Origin of the sequence: Desulfobulbus oralis (assembly GCF_002952055.1) — a bacterium.
Lineage (GTDB): Bacteria > Desulfobacterota > Desulfobulbia > Desulfobulbales > Desulfobulbaceae > Desulfobulbus > Desulfobulbus oralis.
In genome coordinates this window covers 1,979,503-1,999,171 of record NZ_CP021255.1, presented here as the reverse complement: position 1 = coordinate 1,999,171, position 19,669 = coordinate 1,979,503, and the positions used below count along the sequence as shown (strand labels likewise).

Below are 19,669 nucleotides of genomic sequence, written 5' to 3'. Positions count from 1 at the left end.
GACTTCGCTGAAAATGACCGGGAAAATGAGGCATGGTTCTGCACGAGGTCCTGCTGCAGCCCAGGCGGCCGGCAAGAGGGAGCGGGCGGAGCTGTCCCTGGAGCAAAAGGCGGGGCAGCGTTATTTTTACAAGGACTCTTATACCGGCCGGGCCAGGGCCACAGCCCCCATCCAGTCCCTGTTTTGCAGGGTCGACACATACAGGGGGCCGTTCAGGTGGACAGAGTCGGGAACTTTTGCCCAGCCTTCGGCTTCTCCTGGCACCCTGAAGCTGTGCAGAGGAATGCGCAGACCCTCGCCCAGGGCCTTCAAAACCGCCTCCTTCTGCGTCCAGATGGCGTAGAACTGCCGCAGGGCAGCGTCCGGCCCCACTGCCGCCTCGATGCACCGCGCCTCCCACGGGTGCAGGCAGTCCCTCGCCAGCTCCTGCATATCATCCATGGGCCGGACATCTTCAATATCCACCCCAAGCTCAAAATTGCGGGCAAGCGCCACCGCAGCGTATGAGCGGGAATGGGAGATATTGAAACGCAGGGAATCGGAAAAACCTGGCGCCAGTGCCGGTTTCCCCCCGGGCTGCACCGTGAAGCCCACTGCCTCCGGCGCAGTGGCCAGCAAGCGGGCCAAAAGGTGACGGAGCACACCGTGGATCACCGCAAACATGGCAGCGTCCCGGGCAAAATGGAAGTCATCCGCTCGCCTGCGTTCTTCGGAAGAAAGCACTGCCCGCAGCTCCAGAAGGCTGGCTGCCATTGCAGCAAGCGGCACGATGAAAACCCGGCACTCATGAGCACGCAGGCAGGGCGGTATCCGCCCAAGCTCCTGCGGCCCGGAGAGCGTATGCACATATAGGCGGCAGTGGTCGCTCTGGGTTTTCGGCCAAAGAGGGCCCGGCTCATACACTGCCAGCCAACTCCTGGATCAATCGTGACAAAAGCTGCTTCTGGGCGCTTCTGATGAAGAAATGGCCACCAGGAAACTGTGGCAACAAAAGGTGCCCTTGCAATGCTGTTGCCAAGCGTCCAGATCCTCTGACCCGGTTTCCGGATCATCCTCACCGCCAAACAGGGCAAAGGGGGTTTCCAGCAGGGGAGCGAGTGCGTCATAAAGTTGCTCGACCAAGGACTCAAGATCGGATGTCCGGATGCGGAAAAATCCATGGAGTCCTCCTTTCAGTCATCGCGCCCTCTGCTGCCGGCAAGAGCGTCACGGTACTGAACCGGAACTGGCATGGCGAAGGTCTTCCTTTTTCTTGGTACGGCCACCGGAAGACTGGCGGAGCATAGCCATGCGTTATGACCGCTGGGCACATACTTTCTTTTCAGCTCTGTGCCTCGCGGCTTTCGTCATATGCTCTCCCGATTCATGAGGCCCGAGCCTGGATCAGCCCTTGCAGCCTGTGATCAAAGGCGTCATATGACGGTAGCGCATGGTTTCAAGCTGAGTCAGAATAAAATGGGCCACATCGGCCCGGGAAATACGGCCAGCCTGCACGCCGGTAAGATCGGTATGAACGGCATAGCGGCAGGTTAAGGGCCCATTGGTCAAAAAACCCGGCCTGACAATGACCCAGTCGCAATCCGCAGCACGAAGCAGTGCCTCCTGGCGATTTTTGTCTGCATACATGGTCCTGAGCAGCAGAGGCAAAACGAGCCGGTCGTAGACAAAGCCGCCGTGGTGATAGCTGTCCCCCGCGCCAATACCGGTCACGCAGACCAGCTGTCTAACACCGTGTGCCTGCATGGCGCGTAGCACCTGGCGGGTACCTTCGGAAAAAAGCGAAACCGGTCTCAAGCTCGACCTGCAGGCTACGGTCATGACAACGGCGTCCTGCCCGTCCATGGCAGCCAAGACCGCAGTCCCATCCCGCACATCGGCCTGCACCAAACGCAGACACGCCGTCGCCGACATACCCTCTGTGTGTCGGGCCATGGCTGTCAACTGATGTCCGGCAGACAATGCCTGGGAAACAACCTGAGCGCCTATGCCCCGGCTGGCTCCAATCACAAGCAAATTCAAGGTACGCGCTCCATTGCGGTTTCTGACTGAGCGGCCAAAGCAGACAAAAGCCGTTTATTGATTTTGCCTGCGCCTGTCAGGGGCCAAGCCTCCACCAATTCCAGCTGGTCTGGCATCTTATGGCGTGCAAGCCCCTTTTCCGCGAGAAAGACTCGCAGCATCGGTAAATCTAGTGGAGCAGCGCCCTTGATGACAAAAGCACAACTGCGTTCACCCAGGTACTCATCCGGAACCGGTACCAGCACCGCGTCTTCAATATTGGCGTGTGTTTTTAACACGGCTTCAATTTCAGGAGCCGCTATTTTTTCACCCGCCCGGTTGATGACGTCTTTCATCCGGCCGGCAACCACAAAATTGCCATCCGCTCTGCGCCGGACAAGATCCCCCGAGCGATAATAGCCTTCGGCAGTAAAGGCTCGTTTATTCTGCTCCTCTGCCCGATAATATCCGTGAATCGTGTACGGTCCTCGAACCCAAAGCTCTCCGATCGCCCCTGTAGGCACATCCCGGCCTTCTTCATCTACCAGCCGCACATCGTCGTCCGGCGAAAGTGGGCGCCCCTGAGTGTGCAAAATAACCTCTTCAGGATCATCCAAACGAGTATAACACAAAAGCCCTTCCGCCGTACCAAAGACCTGCTGTAACTGGCATCCCAATATAGGACGAATGCGGGCAGCCAGTTCGGCATCCAGCGCAGATCCTCCCACCTGAAGCAGACGAAGTGATGAGAGGTCATGCTTCTCCCAAGTGCAGGCACTCAACCAGAGGTTGACCATGGGCGGCACCAGCGCAGTATGAGTCACCCGTTCCTTTTCTATCAGTGGCAGGCATTCCTCCGGGGCCGGACTGTGCGCCAGCACTACTTGACCACCAGTGGACAACGTACCAATGATACCCGGGCACGCCAAGGGAAAATTATGGGCCGCTGCCAGCGCCACCAAATAGACGGTCTCTTGGCTAAAGCCACATAGGTCTGCGGAAGCGATGGCATTGTAGGCGTAATCTGCATGGGTGCGAGGAATCAATTTCGAGGTACCAGTCGTGCCACCCGATAGCAGGAGCACCGCTGTATCCTTAGGCTCGGGTTCTTCATGTTTCAGCTCCAACAAGGACAAGGTATTATCCGCCACAGCCACAAAATTGCCTTGAGCATCCGCTACAGTGCCATCCACTACCACGTGTTTCAGACAGGCATGACGTATTTGCGCCTGCTCTGCCTGCTTACGGTACGAAAATCCCAAGAAGGTCTCGGTAGTAAAAAAGGCCTTGGGCTCAGCCAGGCTACAAAAGGCATCAATATCATGGTCCCGATTCGCCATCAGCATCATCACGGGAATCACACCCAGTCGGAACAGGGCAAAGATAGTAACTACAAAGCCTGTGCTGTTCGGCAGCTGCACGAGCACGCGGTCACTGCGGCGCAGCCCCAGTTTATACAGACCTACGGCCATAGCATCTACCCTCTGATTTAACTCTCTATAAGAAAGACGATCGGTGCCACAGATCAGAGCGGTGCGTTCACCAAAACACTCAGCCCATCCACCTAGACGCTGCCCCAGATTTAGTGGCAGCCAGTAGTCATTTTTCCGATACTGCAAAGCAGTGTTCTCCACTTGTTGATTCAGGCATTGCTGTTCCATTACAAATCTCACTTATTGAATGTTTGGGTTAATGTCGAGTAGAATAAAAAACACACATGCAACATTCTCTACTGCAAACGAAAATTGAAGGGCAGCATAACCTGGGTCCTGACCGGCTGCCCCTTGATCTTGCCCGGAACAAAACGCATCTGCCTGGCCGCGCTCAAGGCCGCCTCTTCGAAATAACCCGGCGGCTCGGCGGAGAAAATCGCAATGTTGCCCGGCTGTCCTTCCCTGTCTACCACCAGTTGTACCACCACCTTGCCTTCCACCGCCATACGCCGTGCCCTTGCCGGATACTGGGGCGCAATCCGGCGCGCGATGGCAGGCCGCTGATCCACCTTGTCCACCTGATAGACCGTGTTGCCCAAAACGCTGGCATCCTGGGCCGGCGCGGGCGGCGAAGCCGCATAATGCTGACTCGTCGGACCGGGGGCAGGCAGGGCCGGCTCTGCCATTTCAGCAGCTGGCCTTTCCTGCGGTCGTGGCGGCGGCGCTTTGGGCTCCGGCTTTTTCTGCTTTTTGGTATTTATCTTCTTGGCTTCACTCTTTTGGACTCTGGGCTGTTCCACATGCTGTGGTGGCGACTTTGGCGGTTCCACCGTTTCCGGCCGAGGCTGCGGCACGGGCGGAGGGGGCTTCGGGACTGGCGGCGGCGCCAGTTCCGCCAGCTGCACATGATAAATTTCCTCTGGCGGCGGCACCGACTTCTGATCGGAAAACCAGAGGACCGCTCCTGCAGCGGCACCATGTATGGTTAGGGAAAACAGCAACAGAAACTGGGAGCGAAGCAGGGAGGTCACGTTGCACCTGTGCAGCTTTGCGGACTCAGGGCAAGGGCATGGCCGGAGCAGCAGTAGCGGAACTGTCTGCGGACAGGGTCACCAGGCCTACATCCGTGATACCGGCCGCACGAATCAGACCCATCGCCTGCATGACCTTCCCGTAGTTGACCCCGGCGTCGGCACGTACCAGCAACTGCTTCCCAGGCTGCCGCACCGTGCTGGTCAGTACAGATCGCAGGCTGTCCGCTGCAATCTCGTGGGTGTCCAGAAAGAAGGCGCCGTTTTCCTTGATGCTCAGCACCACCGGATCGTTATCCGTGGGCAGTGTCTCACTCTCCTCGACCTTGGGGAGCTGCACCTCCAGACCCTGAACCATCATAGGCGCGGTGACCATGAAAATCACCAGCAGCACCAGCATGACGTCCACCAGCGGCGTCACGTTGATTTCTGATACAAAATCCGAGTTGCCACCCTTGCCGTTCACGCCTGCGCCTCCCCGGCAAAGGTCAGCCCATCCCGGGCGTGTGTACTGCTCTCGTGCTGCATCCGATTGAGGAGCTGACCCGCAAAATTGATGCACTGGCCTTCAATCGCAGCCAGTTTCGCGCAAAAAATGTTGTAGCCAAAGGTTGCCGGAATGGCGACGAGCAGGCCCACGGCCGTGGCGATGAGCGCCTCGGCGATGCCCGGCGCCACGGTAGCCAAAGACACGTTTTTCATCTGGGCAATGGCCTGAAAGGAATGCATGATGCCCCAGACCGTGCCAAAAAGGCCAATAAAGGGAGCGGTATTGGCCGTGGTCGCCAGCAGGGCCAAGGAAGAACGCAGTCGCCCCATCTCTTCGGCAATACCAAAATGCAGAGCTCGCCGGACGTTGTCGTTCAGAAGTCTTTCCGCATCACCTGTACCATTGATGCGGTTGAATTCCCGCACCGCCCGGCGGGTGACGCCAAAAAGCGGCGAGCGCATATCGTCTTCCAGCTTGTCCAGGGCGATTCGAAGCGAGCGAGCTTCGTCAAAGGCGGCCAGACCATCACCGGCGCGCTTCCGGGCTGCACGCAGAGCCAGCCACTTGCCGGCCATAAAGGCCCAGCTCAATACCGACATCATGAGCAGCAGACACAGCACACACTTTGAAACAAGGGTGGCCTCGGCAATGGCATTAATCATGGCATCCATGTTCGCATTCCGTCCAAAACCTGTAAATTGTGCCAAAGGGTATGGCACGCACTGTACACAGCCAAGAGCCTGCCGGAGCCCGGATTCGGGGGCAGTGTCGTCAAGGTCCAGGCCGCAGCAAAAGCACCGTCGCTTTTGCCTGCATTCTTTTCTCGCCGTCCTGGGATGACACAAGTCGCTTGGCGCATCGCAACATGCAGTTTTCGTAGTCTTCTAACTGCTTTTTTGGCCTGTTTCTGTTATTTGAGGCATTTTTTTTTATCTTTCCAGAACGTCAAAACCTGTTCCTGCTCCCGGAGATGCCATCACGCATGTATTACGCATGGGTTCCTCCTGCCCGGTAAGCAGCCGGGCATAGCTGCCATCCTGCGCCACGCCACTCGTGCCCTGCCGCCTGCGGGCAGAGCAAAAAGCGCAATGCTGCGCATCCGGCAATGGTCATGACTTTGGAGCCGTGGTATAAGGGATCGTCCATTGCAGCAAAAGCGGTGGCATTTCAAGGTATGACTCAACAGGGGAGAACAGCCCATGCGAAATGCAGCGGAAACAAGGGAGCGGATAAAACAGGCGGCTGAGCGCGTCCGGCAGGAGCATCCCCTGGCGCCGTCCATCACGAATGCGGTCACCATGGAGTTTGTGGCCAATGCACAACTGGCTATCGGGGGCTCGGCGGCCATGGTGTATCTGGCGGATGAAGGCGAAGCCATGGCTGAGGCTGCTGGGGCCATGTACCTCAACATGGGCACCATCCTGCCGCTCTACGAGGCCTCCATGCCGCGCACCGTGCGATGTCTGGCCGGGCAGCACAAGAGCTGGGTGCTGGATCCGGTGGGCATCGGCGTCGGCGGGCTCAGGGAAAAACTGCTCCGCAGTTTCCGGCAGGAGAAGCCCGGCATCATCCGCGGCAATGCCTCGGAGCTGATCGCGCTCGCCCGGCTCTGGGAGCTGGATGCCGGCACGGCGGAGACTGCGGTATGCGGTGTGGACACCACCCAGAGCGTTGCGGAGGCGCGGCAGGCAGCCATGTCTCTGGCCCGCTGGACCGGCGGGGCGGTGGCTGTTTCCGGAAAGGAGGATCTGGTGACGGACGGCGAGACCGTGTTCCTGTCAGCCGGCGGCTCCCCCTTCATGACCAAGATCACCGGCGCCGGCTGCTCGCTGGGCGGCGTTATGGCCGTCTATGCCTGCTGCGCCGAGCCCTTCATCGCGGCAGCGGCATCTGTGGCCCTTTACAATCTGGCCGGTGAAAGGGCAGAAAAAGACGCGCCAGGACCGGGCAGCTTCAGGCAGCAGTTCATCGACGAACTTTACCTGGCCACTCCGGAAGAAATTGCCGGCTGGCCTTTCAAACTGGATACATGAGGCCCCGAACATGAACACTCTGGTTGCTGTGGCGATCAGCCCCTACGGGACTGGCGAAGAACTTTCCAAAGAGGTTGCCGAGTGCGTGCGGATCATCCGCGCCTCGGGCCTGCCGAACCGGACCAACTCGATGTTCACGGAAATCGAGGGCGACTGGGACGAAGTCATGAAAGTCGTCCGGGAGGCCACCTTCTCCCTGGCTGCACGAGGCGTCCGCACCGAGGTCGTCTTCAAGGCGGATATCCGCCCCGGCCACGAGGGCATGATGGACAAAAAGGTAGCCATTGTGGAGCGCATTCTGGAAAAAAAGAGCGCCTGATTCGCTCGCAATCCCAAGGGGGTAGGTTCCTGGACAGACGCCTTGCACCCCGGGGGTCGTGCAGTCCTGGATATACCGCTTTTGTGATGACCCTGCGCCGGCCGGCGCTTCATGATCCGCCGCTGCGCAGACCTTTGGGCCCTCCCTAACAGAGAGAGGGCGCTGCATTTCGGTGCAGACCGGTTCCGTTGCCCATGAAAATTCTGCTGCTTGCCGACATCCACGGCAATTTCCCGGCGCTTGAGGCCATCACGGAACAGCTCCGGCAAAAAGGCCGGCCCCTCGACCAATTTGACCAGATCTGCAACTGCGGCGACTCTACGGTCTATGCACCCTTCCCGAACGAATGTCTGGCCTGGCTCGAGGCGCAGCACAGCATCTCCGTCCGCGGCAACACGGATGACGGAGTGATTCGGCTGCTTCGGGGGCAGGAGCTGAAGAGCCCGAAAAATCCGGACAAACGCCGCATGTACGAAAGCACCTTTGTCCAACTTGCCCCGGAAGCCAGGCAAACGCTGCTGGCCCTGGAGCCGACAGCCCGGCTCGTTGTGGCGGGTTGGCGTATCGGTCTCTATCATGGCAGCCCGGAAGATCACGAAGAATTCCTTTTTGCCGACACGCCGGAGAGCCGCTTTCTGGAAATCGCCCAGGGCTGCGGCCAGGACATCGTGATCACCGGCCACTCCCATACGCCCTACCACAAATATCTGGGCAATGTGCACTTCATCAACCCCGGCTCTGCCGGCCGCATGTTTGACGGCGACCCCCGCGCCGCCTATGCGGTGCTGAGCCTGGAAGATGGCCGGATCGCGGTGGAGCATCACCGCGTGGCCTACGATGTGGAAGCTGTTGTCAGGGAGCTGGCCAGACAGGGTCTGCCGCCCATTTACAGCGAGATGTACCGCCTAGGCCGGAAGCTGAATTGACAGAAAAACGGAAACAGCCTATAATGATTCAAAAATTTTATCTGCGCTACCCTGCTGCCCGCAGGCCATTTCAACCGAGAGCACGACATGGCCGACATAGAGCTCAGTGCCGCCCTGGAAGATTATCTGGAGCGGATCTACCTGATTGAACGGAAAAAGCATGCTGCGCGCGCCAAGGATATTGCCATGGCCCTGGGTGTGCGGGCTTCTTCCGTCACCAGCGCGCTGCGTAATCTTTCGGCCCTGGGTCTGGTCAACTACACGCCCTATGACCTCATCACGCTGACCGAGACCGGCACCGCCATGGCCAAGGAAATTTTCGGCCGCCACACGGCGCTCCGCTCTTTCCTGGAAAAGGTGCTGGGCGTGGATGCCGAAGAGGCGGACCGTACTGCCTGCAAGATGGAGCACACAGTTTCCAAGACCGTGATGGAACGTTTCCGCAAATACGCGGACTATGTGGAACGCTGTCCCGGGGGCACGGCCGCGGCAGGGACGGATTTCTCCCAGTTTGTAGCTCAGAACTGCAGCAACAAAACCAAAGATTGTCCGTACTGCTCGCTGTTGGCCTCTGCCGACAAAAAGGAATAAAACCCGGAACAGGCTCTGGCAGGCGGTCTCAGCCCGGAACAAGAACGATTCGAGCCTGGCTTTTCTGAATTGCTACTGCTTGCCCTGCAACACCAGAGCGCATTGCCTGACAGTCCTCTCTTTGGCCCTGCCCTCTCCGAAGCCCGAATTCGGCATGTCCGGGCATTTTTTCGCTCTCTCCGCACCCGGCCCTGCCCACCGGCCATGCGCCTGCCCGTTCCCGCTGTCCCTGTTCTGCGCCCCATCTGTCCCATGCGTTCATGACCTTTGCCTGGCACGGCCATCCGCCCTGTAGAAAGCTGGCATGCCGCGGGTAAGGCTCGCCAGCCGGGACATGGCGCTTCATGGGCTTTTCCTCACTCCGGCCGCACGAGCCGCTGCGCTGGAGCCACAGGGCGGACTTGGCCCCGCCTGTCCCGGCCGCATGGAGCATCTGCAAAAAATGGTACGCTTGCTCTGCCCCTCTCTTGAAGAAGCCCCGGCAAACAGGTATAAAGGACAACTTGTGCTTGCCCCAACAATCAGCGCCAGGGAGTCGTCATGGCCGAAGAAGTCCGCGTTCGCTTTCCCCCCAGTCCCACCGGATATCTGCACATCGGCGGCGCCCGCACCGCCCTCTACAACTGGCTCTTTGCCCGCCAGCATGGCGGCAAGCTGGTGCTGCGCATCGAAGACACCGATGAAGAACGCAGCACCCAAGCTGCCATCGACGGCATCATCAGCGGCCTGCGGTGGCTGAATCTGGACTGGGACGAAGGACCCTATTTCCAGACCGACTTCACCAGGGAACACATGGCCGCTGCCCGGCGCCTGCTGGAGCGGGGTCTGGCCTACAAATGCTTCTGCACGAAAGAGGAGCTGGAGGCCAAGCGCCAGCGGGCGCTTGCCGAAAAACGCAACCCCGGCTATGACGGCCATTGCCGTCATCTGTCGCCCGAAGAGATCGCCCGCCTGGAAGCCGATGGCCGGCCCTGTGTCATCCGCTTCCGGGTGCCGGAACGCAGCGGCAACCTGTTTTACGACGACCAGGTACTGGGCCGCATCGAGCGCGCCTACGCAGACATCGAGGATTTTGTCATCGTGCGCTCCAACGGTCAGCCGCTCTACCTGCTCTGCAACGTGGTGGACGACATCCGCGACCGCATCACCCACATCATCCGCGGCCAGGATCATATGACCAACACCACGCGCCAGGTTTTGCTGTACGAGGCCCTGGGCGCGCCGCTGCCGGTCTTTGCCCATATTCCCCTGACCCTGGACGTGCAGAAACAGAAAATCTCCAAGCGCAAGCACGGCGAAATCGTGGCCGTGCAGTTCTATGAGGAACGCGGCTTTCTGCCCTGGGCGCTCTGCAATTTCCTGGCCCTTCTGGGCTGGAATCCGGGCACAGGTCAGGAGTATTTCACCCGGGAGGAGATGCTTGCCGCTTTCTCTCTGGACCGCATCAACCGGGCCAACGCGGTCTTCAACTACCAGCCGGGCGACGCCAAGTTCTTCACCGATCCCAAGCTCATTGCCATGAACGAGCACTACCTGCGCACGCTGGACCCGGAAGAGCTGGCCAGGCTGGTGCAGCCGGTGCTGGAAAAGGCCGGCATCTGGCAGGAGGATTTCGCGGCAGGCGGCGCAAGGCGGCAGTGGTATCTGGACACCCTGGTTTTGACTCGTGACCGTTTCCACACCTTAAACGACTTTGCCAGCCTGGGACGCGCCTATTTTGCCGATGACTTTGCCATTGACGAAAAGACTCTGCAAAAGCGCGTGCTCAAGGAGCCGCGACTGAAAAATTGGCTGCCCGAGCTGTCCGGCCGCCTGGCCGCCCTGGCCAGGTTCAGCGGCGAGGCTGCGGAGCAGCTGTGTCGGGCGATGGAGGAGGAACAGGGCGTAAAGCCGGGCACGATCATGAACGCGATGCGCACCCTGCTCACCGGCCAGGCAGCCGGGCCCGCCATGCCGGATCTGCTGCACACGCTGGGTCAGAGCCGCATCTGCCGCCGTCTGGCCCATGTGGACCAATTTTTTGACTGAAGCGCCATGACAAGAGCTGAGCAGCCGGGTCAACCCGAAACCGAAGCCAAACCCCTTGATTTCATCCGCCAGATCATCAGAGACGACCTGGAGAGCGGCAAACATCCGTCGATCGTCACCCGTTTTCCGCCGGAGCCCAACGGCTACCTGCACATTGGCCATGCCAAGTCCATCTGCCTGAATTTCGGCGTGGCCCAGGAGTTTCACGGCAAATGCCGCCTGCGCCTGGACGACACCAACCCGGGCAGGGAATCCAGCGAATACGTGGAAGCCATCAAGCGGGACGTGGAGTGGCTGGGCTTCCACTGGGACGGCGCGGTGCGCTTTGCTTCCGACTACTTTCTGGCCATTTACGAATATGCGGTCCAGCTCATCAGAATGGGCAGGGCCTATGTGTGCGACCTGAACGGCGAACAGATCCGCGAGTATCGCGGCACGCTCACCGAGCCGGGCCGGAACAGCCCGTACCGCGACCGCAGCGTGGCGGAAAATCTGTCGCTCTTCGAGCGGATGAAGCAGGGCGAATTTCCCGAGGGTTCCTGCGTCCTGCGGGCGAAAATCGACATGGCCTCGCCCTACATCGTGCTGCGCGATCCGGTCATCTATCGCATTCTGCACAAGTCGCACCATCGCGCGGGCGACGCCTGGCACATCTATCCGATGTACGATTTTGCCCACTGCCTCTCCGACATGCTGGAAGGCGTCACCCATTCGCTCTGCACCCTGGAATTCGAAAACAACCGTGTCCTCTACGACTGGGTGCTGGACACCCTGCAAACGCCGCATCATCCGCGGCAGTACGAATTCGCGCGACTCGATCTGGGCTACACCATCACAAGCAAACGCAAACTCCTGCAGATGGTGAACGAAGGCCGGGTTTCCGGCTGGGACGATCCCCGAATGCCGACCCTTTCCGGTCTGCGCCGCCGGGGTTACACACCGGAAGCCATCCGGAATTTCTGCGCCTTTATCGGTATCGGCAAGCGGGACTCGCAGATCGACATGGGCGTCCTGGAAAACGCCGTGCGGGAGGACCTGAACCAGCGTGCCCTCAGGGTATTCGGCGTGCTCGATCCCCTGAAGGTGGTCATCACCAACTATCCGGAGGGACAACTGGAGGAGGTGCTGGCCCAGAATCACCCACAGAACCCGGATCTGGGCGCCCGCCCCCTGCCCTTTGGCCGTGAGCTGTACATAGAGCGGGACGATTTCATGGAGCATGCACCCAAAAAATTCTTCCGGCTCAGCATTGGCCATGAGGTACGGCTGCGCTACGCCTATCTGATAACCTGCACCGAGGCGGTTAAAGATGAAAACGGCAGGATTGTGGAGTTGCGCTGCACCTATGATCCGGCAAGCAGGGGCGGCAATGCGCCGGACGGCCGCAAGGTCAAGGGCACCATCCACTGGGTGGCGGCGGCGCAGGCGGTGCCGGCGGAGCTTCGGCTCTACGACCGGCTCTTCATCAAGGCAGAACCGGATGGCGACAGGGAACGCCCCTTCACGGACTTTCTGAACCCGGAGTCGTTGACCCTGCTGTCCCGCTGTATGCTGGAGCCGGGCCTGGCAAAGGCACAGCCGGCAGACCGCTTCCAGTTCGAACGGCAGGGTTACTTCTGTCTGGACCCGGACAGCCGGCCGGACAGACTGGTCTTCAACCGTATCGTGTCCCTCAAGGACAGTTGGCAAAAGATCAATGCGGCGCCCTCCCCTTCGCAAAAATAACGGGACCAGGCAAGCGACCTCATATCGCCTGGCGTCCAGCCCTGGCCGGGAAAAAAGCGTTGCGCAGCGTCCTGCCCTCTGCTATATGTTCAGCCCTGCGCCGGAGTGGTGAAACTGGTAGACGCACTGGACTCAAAATCCAGCGGGGGCGACCCCATGTCGGTTCGATTCCGACCTCCGGCACCAGTAAATTCAAGGGGTTACGGTCATAGACCGTAACCCCTTTTTGGTTACCATGTTGCATGTACGGCTGTGATCCAATGTAAATTATAATTTGTCATTTTTATTTTTTGTGTAATCCGTAAAAATAATTTGCATTTTTTTTACACATTACGGATATTATGTAGCCATGAGGTTAACGCTGACAAAGGAGGCGGCATGAAGAAAAAAGACCTCATCGAACGGCTAGAGGCCTTGGGAGCAGAAGAGGGTCGCCACGGTGGCAACCACGACATCTGGCGGGACAAAAAAGGCCAGATGCTCGTCATCCCCCGACACAAGGAGATTGACGAAGACCTGGCTAGGGCGCTGATCAAACAAGCCAAATTGGCTGCACAGTAAGGAGGCGGAGGGCCGCAAGGCCCCGATTAGAAATATGCAGAGGTATTACGCAATTTTTCATCGTGGGCAGACCAAGGATATTCCCTGGTGGGTGAGTTTTCCCGATGTCCCTGGTGCGTTGACACAGGGGCATAGTTTGGACGAGGCTTTAGACATGGCTGCGGACGCACTCTCGGCTATTCTTGTATGTGGGCGCAAAGGCAAGGACTATGGCGAACCATCCACCTATGATGAAGTGTTTGCCCAAGCAAAAGAAGGGGAACGCGTCTTCCCCATCATGCCCACGGAAAAGGCAATGGCCGCGTATCGCCCCAAAAAACGCATCGATATTATGATGCCAGGAGACAAAGTTGATGCCATTGACTTGCTGGTCAAGGGGGTCAAGGGCCTCGACCGTTCCAAATTTATCACCCGTGCGGTGGACTATTATCTGGCGGAGAAATATCCATCTGCCGTACCTGCGGAATAACCTGCCAATAAAAAACCGCGTCCGGTTCTCCGGACGCGGTTTTGTCAATCCTCCGAGTCATCCTCATCATGAAACAAACGGCCCTTTGGCGGGTGTTGAATCAGGAACGCCATAAACGCCTCCTGTATTTTAGTTGGTCGCCTGCATACGGGCATCTGCCACGGCCCGCACCTGGGCCGCTATTTTTTCCTGGCACAAAAATTGACGCCATGGACACGGCAATGAGGATTCCCTGCATCGGAAACGAAAGCGTCACAGGAGGATACGCCCATGAACCGCACACTGATCGTCTACTTTTCCTATCAGGGACATACCCGCCAGGTGGCCGAACAGCTCCAAAAGGCCACCGGCGGCACCCTGTTTGAAATCAAGGCCGCTGAAGCCTACCCCAGCGACTATGAGAGCTGCGTGGCGCGGGCCAAAAAGGAGGTTCGCGAAGGGCGCTGGCCGGAACTCGCGGAACATTGCAAGGACATTGCCTCGTACGACACCATTCTGCTCGGCACGCCGAACTGGTTCAACACGCTGGCTCCTCCGGTCGCCGCCTTCTTGGCCTCCAACGACTTTTCCGGAAAAACGATCGCCGCCTTCTGTACCCATGGCGGTGGCGGGCTCGGTCGTATCACGGGGGATGTGCGGAAGCTGGGAACCGGAGCCACGGTGCTGAGCAGTCTCGAGGTCTATGGAAGAGACGCGGCTGATGCGGGGCGAAGAATCGACGCCTGGCTGAGCGCAAACGACCTGAACAGGAGGTGAGAAATGTTCTCGACGCAAACCATGCATAAAGGAGAAAACCTGCCATGAAACAAGCCATGCTGTCCCGCACGTTCGGAACCCTAACCGCCGCCATTGTTCTTGGCACAACCTTATTAGGAGCACACACCATGACCCACGCCGCCGTAACCATCACCCCCATGAAAGGCGCGCAAGCCCTGCAACTGGAAAGCAAATGGGACAAGATCTTCCCGCAGTCCAGCAAGGTCGAGCACCACAAGGTGACGTTCAAAAACCGCTACGGCATCACCCTTGCCGGTGATCTCTATGTGCCGAAGAGCATCAAAGACGGCGCGAAGCTGCCCGCGATTGCCGTCGCTGGTGCTTTTGGTGCAGTAAAGGAACAGTCCAGTGGACTGTATGCGCAAACGCTGGCAGAACGTGGCTTCGTTACCCTGGCCTTTGACCCATCCTACGTTGGCGAATCTGGCGGCGAGCCACGCAATATGGCCTCGCCCGAAATCAATACCGAAGATTACAGCGCTGCTGTGGACTATCTTGGTCTGCAAAATTTCGTGAACCGCGAACAAATAGGCATTTTGGGCATCTGCGGCTTGGGCGGCATGGCACTGAACGCGGCGGTATCCGACACGCGCATCAAGGCCGTCGCCACCAGCACGATGTACGACATGACCCGCGTGATGGCCAACGGCTACGAAATCAACATGAAGCAGAACGCCCAGGGCGGCTACGACCGCGCCCAGCCACAAACGGACGCTGCCGCGCGCTACCAAACGAAAGTGCAATTGAACAACGGCCGCTGGGAAGCCGCGCAAAACGGCTACGCCACTCTTTCGCCCGCCAACAACCTTGACCCGGCAAAAGACATCACCGCCGACACGCCGAAATTCATCGCCGAATATGCCAATTTCTACCGCACCAAACGCGGCTTCCATCCCCGCGCGGTCAATTCCAGTCCGCAAGGTTCATGGGCAACCACTGTGCCGCTGGCATTCATCAATATGCCGATACTGCAACGTGCAAGCGAATTGCGTGCTCCCGCTTTAGTCGTACACGGTGAAAAAGCACACTCACGCTATTTCAGCGAGGACGCCTATCAATCGTTAGGCAGCCAGGATAAAGAGCTGTACATCGTACCAGGTGCGAACCACACCGACTTGTACGACAACACCACGGGCAAGATTCCCTTCGACAAATTCGAGCAGTTCTTCAAGAAGCATCTGAAATAAAAACAAAGGCCGCCCGCTTGGGCGGCTTTTTAACAGAGAGCCGCCATGAAAACCTTGCTACTCGCCGCTGCCCTGCTGGCCTGCCTCGGCGGTATCCCCGAAACCAGTCAGGCAAGCCCACCACCTGCCGCTTCGCTCCCCCAGCAAACCCAAGGAGCCAAGATGAAGATCACGATAAACGGACGACTCTTCGCAACCACTCTTGCCGATACCCCGGCGGCCGAAGCCTTGCAACAACAACTGCCGCTGACTGTTGAATTGCGCGACTACAACCGCAACGAAAAAGTCGGCCCGCTGCCGCAGGCTCTGCCTGCCAACGACGAAGCCGTCGGGCGCATCGAAACGGGCGACATCCTGCTCTGGCGGGGCAACAGCCTGGTCATCTTCTACGAAAGTTTCGCTACGCCTTACCGCTACACCCACCTTGGCAAAATCGATAACGCGGCAAACTTGAAAGCCACCGTTGGCACGGGGAATGTGTCGGTCAAACTTGAGCGCTGAGAACGCCTGACACCAAAAGCAAAAATCATCTGCCGCAGGGCGAGTTTTAACCCGCCACATAAATGCCGATAGTGGGATGAAGCCCGCCCATGCGCCAGCTACCGGCTCAACTGTGCAACTGTTTATCGTCAAAGGCGCGAACCACACCGACTTGTACGACAACACCGCAGGCAAGATTCCCTTTGACAAATTCGAACAGTTCTTCAGGGCCAATCTGCAATAAGGACTTCAGGCCGCTTTCGGGCGGCCTGCATCAATGGTATTTCCACCCCTGTGCATGCCGGCTCTTTTTCATGACGCCCTTGCAAAGCACCTCGGCAGTCAGCCGCCGGAGCTATTCATGAACCTGCCCATCGGCACGCAGGTGTTCATCAACAGCGGGGCGATGTTCACCAACCTTGGCGGCATCAGTCTGGAGGAGCGGGTGTTGATCGGTCCGCACGCCACCATCATCAGCGTCAATCACCCGCTCGATCCGGCAGAGCGGCGCGGGGCGACCATTCTGCTCGGCGTGAGCGTGGGGGGAAAACACCGTTGTGGCGGCCGGCGCGGCGGTGCGCGAAGACATGCCGCCTGAAACCCTTGTCGGCGGCATCCCGGCCAGGATCCTGAAAACACGCTGAGGTGGCGGCTCTGGAAAAGATAGCGGCAATACTGTTGGGCCTGCTCCGCTGCGGTGTGCAGGCGGCGGCCCAGACTCCGGAAAGCCTGCGATTCACCCCAAACCCACAGGCCCGGGTTCGCATCCCGTTACCCTGGCAGGCAACATCAGTACGCACGGCCTGTAGGCGCAAGTGCCCGTTACGGCCGGCAGCAGCGCCTACGCCGCCGGGGCGGAGATGCCCTGCCTGCCGGCAAAATCGACGGTCATGTTTTTCACCATGCCCAGACGTTCGCCAATATCCACGTGCAGGCGGGTCACAAGGCCCAGACGCTGCCGCGGCGCATCGACATAGTAGGAACTGCCCTGTACCCGCAGCAGCGGCGACCAGCGGGCCAGTTCAGCCGGATCGTCAACAGCGAAACGCATGCTTGCCTGCCGGAAACCGGCCAGCCGGACAAAGAGGTTCGCTATTTTGAGACCCCGCCGGGAAACGGCATCGAACCAGAGCCGGCCGCCAGGAAAATGCCGGGCCATGCCCAGCACCAGGGGCCGCAACTGGGCCTCGGAAAAATAATAAAAAACCCCGGCTGCCAGAAAAAGCGCGCCAGCCTCCGGCACAAATGTCACTGCCTCCATCCAGGCCGGATCCAGCAGCGAACAGGCCACAAGTTGCTGTCCCCCCTCCGGCGGCAGCAGCATTTGCCTGACGCGAATGACTTCCGGCACATCCAGGTCATACCAGCGGCAAGCCCCGAGCTGCTGGCGAAAGGCCGCGGTGCTGAGGCCGCAGCCCAGGTTGACAATCGTGCCCTCCGGGTGCCCGGCCACAAAGGCCCTGACCAGCTTGTCCAGATGCCATTCCCGCAGCAGACAGCAAAGCATGGTGTACTCTATGCCCGCCCGTCTCAGCCTCGTGAAATCATAGTCAACCTGACGCAGCACTTCAGCCGCGCGGGCATCGTAGATTCCCCCCTCCGGGTTCAGGCGGCTGGCCGTGCCGCAGCAGCAGAGTGGCATCAGCAGCGTCCGGGCAGTACCCTCTGACAGGTAATCGGCAATTTTCAGCATCTTTCTCCCCCGCATGGGTAGTGGCTTTGAGGGGAGGAAATGCATGGCAAATAATCGGCAATTTTAAGCCCCTTTCTCCCTCCCCCGAAAACGCCGCAACATAGCCTTTGCCCGGGCCTGTCGCTGTCATTTCCAGCCACAAAATGATCCAGCTTACCACAGAGGCATGGGCCACCTCAGACTGGCCGTCAAGGGAACAGAAGCGGCAGCGCCCATGAAAAACCGTTTTCCGGCCGAATGCCGGCGAATGGGCCAGCGTGGCCAGAGAAGAGTCGCCCTGCAGGGCAGGGAGCGGAGAGACTGCGTGCGATGCGGCGCGACCATGCGCCTGGGTTAGACAAGGCCCGTTCTGCAAGGCCGGCTTGCGCCGGCCCCGATCTGAACGAAGTCCGAACCAGCATGCGGCAGGAGGGAAAAGGGCAGACTGGTCGCTCTGCCCCAGGGCTTACGGCAACGGGCACCGCGAACACGAAAGCTATCCCGCCGGGGGCAAAGCTGTGTTCGCCCCCGGCTTCAGGCCGACAGGACCAGTCTGGGCCCCGTCCCTACTACTCGGCTTCCAGGGCATCCCAGGCATCGTTCGCGCGTTTGACGAAAAGCTCACGGACCGCCTTGTTTTCACCGAGGCCATGCATGTAGGTATGGACAGTGAACCCATTCTTCTTAAGGATGTTTTTATGCGAATCATCCTCGTCCCCTGCCATATCGTTGGTCGCATGATCACCAGCCACCATCATGAAGGGCATGAGGGTCACCGTCTTGATCCCCCTGGCCCTGGCTTTTTTGATCACGTCTTCCAGAGAAGGCCAGCCTTCCACACTGTAGATGAAAACATTGTGCCAGCCCAGCTCCTCAAGCCGGTCCTGCATGACCGCATAGTAGGCATTGGCCGGATGCGGCGTGCCGTGCGCCATCAGGAAGACGCCCTCGTTCTTTTGCATCTTCGGTTTCGGGAACTGGATCGCAAAGGCCTTCATCACTTCGGTCACGTCGTCCGCTTGATCCTCCTGGCCCTGCCAGTACATGAGCGGGGTGCCCAGGGTCATCTTTTTAAAATCGTTCCTGTGCAACTGGAACACGCCCAGGTCGTAGGCGTACTCCATGCCTGGAATGACATCCAGGGAACAGAGCGCGATACGGGTGTAGCCCTCCTTTTTCAGGTCAGCCAGGGCTTCCTCGGGCGTGGGCACTTTCATGCCCTCGTTCTTCTGGATGCGGTCAATGATGATATGGGAGGTAAACGCGGTCACGACCTTGACGCCCGGGTGGGCGGCCTGAATGGCCTTGACCGTGGCCTCTATGTTCTTCTCGCGGCTCTCCTTGAAGGTGGTGCCGAAACTCATGACCACAATGGCGTCCTTGTTCGCCAGCTTCTGGAGCTCCGGGTTTTCACTCTTCAAAATGCCTATCTGCGCTGCCATCTTGAGCGCGGGCGTGGCGGTTTTGACTTCCGGATTCAGGCTGTAGTCGGCCAGTGCATGCCCCGCTCCAAAGGACAGCAGCGCACCGCAGGCCAGAGAGGTGGTAACGAATTGCTTCCAGTTGTTCATACAGACCTCCTTACAGGAAAAGTTACGCGGTTATCCCGCAAAATACTGGAGTATCCAGCAACAGCCATACTAGCCAACAATGTTGACTTTATAAACATCAAATCTTCCCTGCCCTGTTCTCTACTTTTCGGTCAGGCTGTTACCCACCCAGAGGCAATGCGGTCGATGTGCGAATAATCCGCCGACAGCACCTGGCTGGTTCATAGCAGGAGTCCGCAAACGAACAGGGCGCCACAGGAAGCATGGTTGCCGGCAAGCTTGCCGGCCTGGACAAGGGTCCGGGCTTCGCTATAATCAAGACAGAGAAGGACTGCGAGACCGCCACTGGCGGCCAGTCTGCGTTTCACTGCCCGTTCCCCCTTCGCGACCAAAATCCGC

The 19,669-nt window shown here is 59.0% G+C and carries 20 protein-coding genes, 1 tRNA gene and 2 pseudogenes; 15 read left to right on the top strand and 8 right to left on the bottom strand.

Features of this window, described 5'->3' with window-relative positions:
* Nucleotides 1-138: 138 nt before the first annotated feature.
* From CAY53_RS08835 to CAY53_RS13770, 6 genes are all read right to left on the bottom strand, one after another.
* Entirely contained in the window at nt 139-768 is a 630-nt protein-coding gene (locus CAY53_RS08835; RefSeq protein ID WP_181040243.1) for a 4'-phosphopantetheinyl transferase family protein, read from the bottom strand.
* A gap of 615 nt (nt 769-1,383) precedes the next feature.
* Nucleotides 1,384-2,007 (bottom strand): NAD(P)-dependent oxidoreductase, encoded by a 624-nt coding sequence (locus tag CAY53_RS08830; protein WP_245874917.1) that lies wholly within the window; start codon nt 2,005-2,007, stop codon nt 1,384-1,386.
* Between the two features lie 8 nt (nt 2,008-2,015).
* Nucleotides 2,016-3,659: a (2,3-dihydroxybenzoyl)adenylate synthase gene (locus CAY53_RS08825; RefSeq protein WP_245874790.1), complete on the bottom strand. Its 1,644-nt coding sequence runs from the start codon at nt 3,657-3,659 to the stop codon at nt 2,016-2,018.
* A 68-nt stretch (nt 3,660-3,727) separates the two neighbouring features.
* Nucleotides 3,728-4,117, bottom strand: a complete 390-nt coding sequence (locus CAY53_RS12715; protein ID WP_146106467.1) for an energy transducer TonB — start codon at nt 4,115-4,117, stop codon at nt 3,728-3,730.
* Between the two features lie 370 nt (nt 4,118-4,487).
* Complete coding sequence (tolR, locus tag CAY53_RS08815; RefSeq protein ID WP_017865691.1) at nt 4,488-4,928, bottom strand: protein TolR; 441 nt, start codon at nt 4,926-4,928, stop codon at nt 4,488-4,490.
* On the bottom strand, nt 4,925-5,623 hold the full coding sequence (locus CAY53_RS13770; protein ID WP_017865692.1) for a MotA/TolQ/ExbB proton channel family protein: 699 nt from the start codon (nt 5,621-5,623) through the stop codon (nt 4,925-4,927). Before CAY53_RS13770 ends, tolR begins: the two co-directional genes overlap by 4 nt.
* Before the next feature lie 528 nt (nt 5,624-6,151).
* Here CAY53_RS13770 and thiM point away from each other — a divergent pair.
* The 14 genes and pseudogenes from thiM to CAY53_RS08740 form a co-directional block, all read left to right on the top strand.
* A complete protein-coding gene (gene thiM, locus CAY53_RS08805; protein WP_104936795.1) occupies nt 6,152-6,985 on the top strand; it encodes a hydroxyethylthiazole kinase in 834 nt (277 codons plus the stop codon).
* 10 nt (nt 6,986-6,995) lie between these two features.
* A complete protein-coding gene (locus tag CAY53_RS08800; protein ID WP_104936794.1) occupies nt 6,996-7,304 on the top strand; it encodes a thiamine-binding protein in 309 nt (102 codons plus the stop codon).
* A 194-nt stretch (nt 7,305-7,498) separates the two neighbouring features.
* The gene (locus CAY53_RS08795) at nt 7,499-8,230 is read left to right on the top strand and encodes a metallophosphoesterase family protein (protein WP_104936793.1); all 732 of its coding nucleotides are present in this window, start codon (nt 7,499-7,501) and stop codon (nt 8,228-8,230) included.
* Nucleotides 8,231-8,317: 87 nt separating this feature from the next.
* The gene (locus tag CAY53_RS08790) at nt 8,318-8,821 is read left to right on the top strand and encodes a metal-dependent transcriptional regulator (RefSeq protein WP_104936792.1); all 504 of its coding nucleotides are present in this window, start codon (nt 8,318-8,320) and stop codon (nt 8,819-8,821) included.
* A 540-nt stretch (nt 8,822-9,361) separates the two neighbouring features.
* Nucleotides 9,362-10,849: a glutamate--tRNA ligase gene (gltX, locus tag CAY53_RS08780; RefSeq protein ID WP_104936790.1), complete on the top strand. Its 1,488-nt coding sequence runs from the start codon at nt 9,362-9,364 to the stop codon at nt 10,847-10,849.
* Between the two features lie 6 nt (nt 10,850-10,855).
* Complete coding sequence (locus CAY53_RS08775; RefSeq protein WP_104936789.1) at nt 10,856-12,574, top strand: glutamine--tRNA ligase/YqeY domain fusion protein; 1,719 nt, start codon at nt 10,856-10,858, stop codon at nt 12,572-12,574.
* A 99-nt stretch (nt 12,575-12,673) separates the two neighbouring features.
* Nucleotides 12,674-12,760, top strand: a tRNA-Leu gene (locus CAY53_RS08770).
* A 192-nt stretch (nt 12,761-12,952) separates the two neighbouring features.
* Nucleotides 12,953-13,135 (top strand): type II toxin-antitoxin system HicA family toxin, encoded by a 183-nt coding sequence (locus tag CAY53_RS08765; RefSeq protein WP_104936788.1) that lies wholly within the window; start codon nt 12,953-12,955, stop codon nt 13,133-13,135.
* Nucleotides 13,136-13,169: 34 nt separating this feature from the next.
* Nucleotides 13,170-13,604 carry a type II toxin-antitoxin system HicB family antitoxin gene (locus tag CAY53_RS08760; protein WP_104936787.1) on the top strand — a complete coding sequence of 145 codons (435 nt, stop codon included), beginning with the start codon at nt 13,170-13,172 and terminating at the stop codon, nt 13,602-13,604.
* A gap of 270 nt (nt 13,605-13,874) precedes the next feature.
* A complete protein-coding gene (locus tag CAY53_RS08755; protein ID WP_219842651.1) occupies nt 13,875-14,360 on the top strand; it encodes a flavodoxin in 486 nt (161 codons plus the stop codon).
* A 128-nt stretch (nt 14,361-14,488) separates the two neighbouring features.
* Nucleotides 14,489-15,568, top strand: coding sequence for an alpha/beta hydrolase (locus tag CAY53_RS08750; RefSeq protein ID WP_425430780.1), 1,080 nt, complete (start codon nt 14,489-14,491; stop codon nt 15,566-15,568).
* Between the two features lie 45 nt (nt 15,569-15,613).
* Nucleotides 15,614-16,069, top strand: a complete 456-nt coding sequence (locus CAY53_RS08745; protein ID WP_219842650.1) for a cyclophilin-like fold protein — start codon at nt 15,614-15,616, stop codon at nt 16,067-16,069.
* 115 nt (nt 16,070-16,184) lie between these two features.
* Nucleotides 16,185-16,292, top strand: a pseudogene (locus CAY53_RS12710) (alpha/beta hydrolase); the annotation flags it as partial.
* Nucleotides 16,293-16,412: 120 nt separating this feature from the next.
* Nucleotides 16,413-16,692: pseudogene (locus CAY53_RS08740) on the top strand (acyltransferase); the annotation flags it as partial.
* 197 nt (nt 16,693-16,889) lie between these two features.
* Here CAY53_RS08740 and CAY53_RS08735 read toward each other — a convergent pair.
* On the bottom strand, nt 16,890-17,741 hold the full coding sequence (locus tag CAY53_RS08735) for a class I SAM-dependent methyltransferase (RefSeq protein WP_181040241.1): 852 nt from the start codon (nt 17,739-17,741) through the stop codon (nt 16,890-16,892).
* 166 nt (nt 17,742-17,907) lie between these two features.
* Here CAY53_RS08735 and CAY53_RS12940 point away from each other — a divergent pair, with 166 nt between their 5' ends.
* Nucleotides 17,908-18,078 carry a hypothetical protein gene (locus CAY53_RS12940; protein WP_181040240.1) on the top strand — a complete coding sequence of 57 codons (171 nt, stop codon included), beginning with the start codon at nt 17,908-17,910 and terminating at the stop codon, nt 18,076-18,078.
* A gap of 211 nt (nt 18,079-18,289) precedes the next feature.
* On the opposite strand, the gene CAY53_RS08730 is transcribed toward CAY53_RS12940, so the two are convergent.
* On the bottom strand, nt 18,290-19,291 hold the full coding sequence (locus CAY53_RS08730; RefSeq protein WP_104936784.1) for a sirohydrochlorin cobaltochelatase: 1,002 nt from the start codon (nt 19,289-19,291) through the stop codon (nt 18,290-18,292).
* Nucleotides 19,292-19,669: the final 378 nt, after the last annotated feature.

Coding starts and splice junctions, on each gene's coding strand:
- CAY53_RS08825 (WP_245874790.1), bottom strand. CDS start 3,659: ATGGAACAGCAATGCCTGAATCAACAAGTGGAGAACACTGCTTTGCAG.
- CAY53_RS12715 (WP_146106467.1), bottom strand. CDS start 4,117: ATGGCAGAGCCGGCCCTGCCTGCCCCCGGTCCGACGAGTCAGCATTAT.
- CAY53_RS13770 (WP_017865692.1), bottom strand. CDS start 5,623: ATGGATGCCATGATTAATGCCATTGCCGAGGCCACCCTTGTTTCAAAG.
- thiM (WP_104936795.1), top strand. CDS start 6,152: ATGCGAAATGCAGCGGAAACAAGGGAGCGGATAAAACAGGCGGCTGAG.
- CAY53_RS08800 (WP_104936794.1), top strand. CDS start 6,996: ATGAACACTCTGGTTGCTGTGGCGATCAGCCCCTACGGGACTGGCGAA.
- CAY53_RS08795 (WP_104936793.1), top strand. CDS start 7,499: ATGAAAATTCTGCTGCTTGCCGACATCCACGGCAATTTCCCGGCGCTT.
- CAY53_RS08790 (WP_104936792.1), top strand. CDS start 8,318: ATGGCCGACATAGAGCTCAGTGCCGCCCTGGAAGATTATCTGGAGCGG.
- gltX (WP_104936790.1), top strand. CDS start 9,362: ATGGCCGAAGAAGTCCGCGTTCGCTTTCCCCCCAGTCCCACCGGATAT.
- CAY53_RS08775 (WP_104936789.1), top strand. CDS start 10,856: ATGACAAGAGCTGAGCAGCCGGGTCAACCCGAAACCGAAGCCAAACCC.
- CAY53_RS08765 (WP_104936788.1), top strand. CDS start 12,953: ATGAAGAAAAAAGACCTCATCGAACGGCTAGAGGCCTTGGGAGCAGAA.
- CAY53_RS08760 (WP_104936787.1), top strand. CDS start 13,170: ATGCAGAGGTATTACGCAATTTTTCATCGTGGGCAGACCAAGGATATT.
- CAY53_RS08755 (WP_219842651.1), top strand. CDS start 13,875: ATGAACCGCACACTGATCGTCTACTTTTCCTATCAGGGACATACCCGC.
- CAY53_RS08750 (WP_425430780.1), top strand. CDS start 14,489: ATGACCCACGCCGCCGTAACCATCACCCCCATGAAAGGCGCGCAAGCC.
- CAY53_RS08745 (WP_219842650.1), top strand. CDS start 15,614: ATGAAAACCTTGCTACTCGCCGCTGCCCTGCTGGCCTGCCTCGGCGGT.
- CAY53_RS08735 (WP_181040241.1), bottom strand. CDS start 17,741: ATGCTGAAAATTGCCGATTACCTGTCAGAGGGTACTGCCCGGACGCTG.
- CAY53_RS12940 (WP_181040240.1), top strand. CDS start 17,908: ATGGGCCACCTCAGACTGGCCGTCAAGGGAACAGAAGCGGCAGCGCCC.
- CAY53_RS08730 (WP_104936784.1), bottom strand. CDS start 19,291: ATGAACAACTGGAAGCAATTCGTTACCACCTCTCTGGCCTGCGGTGCG.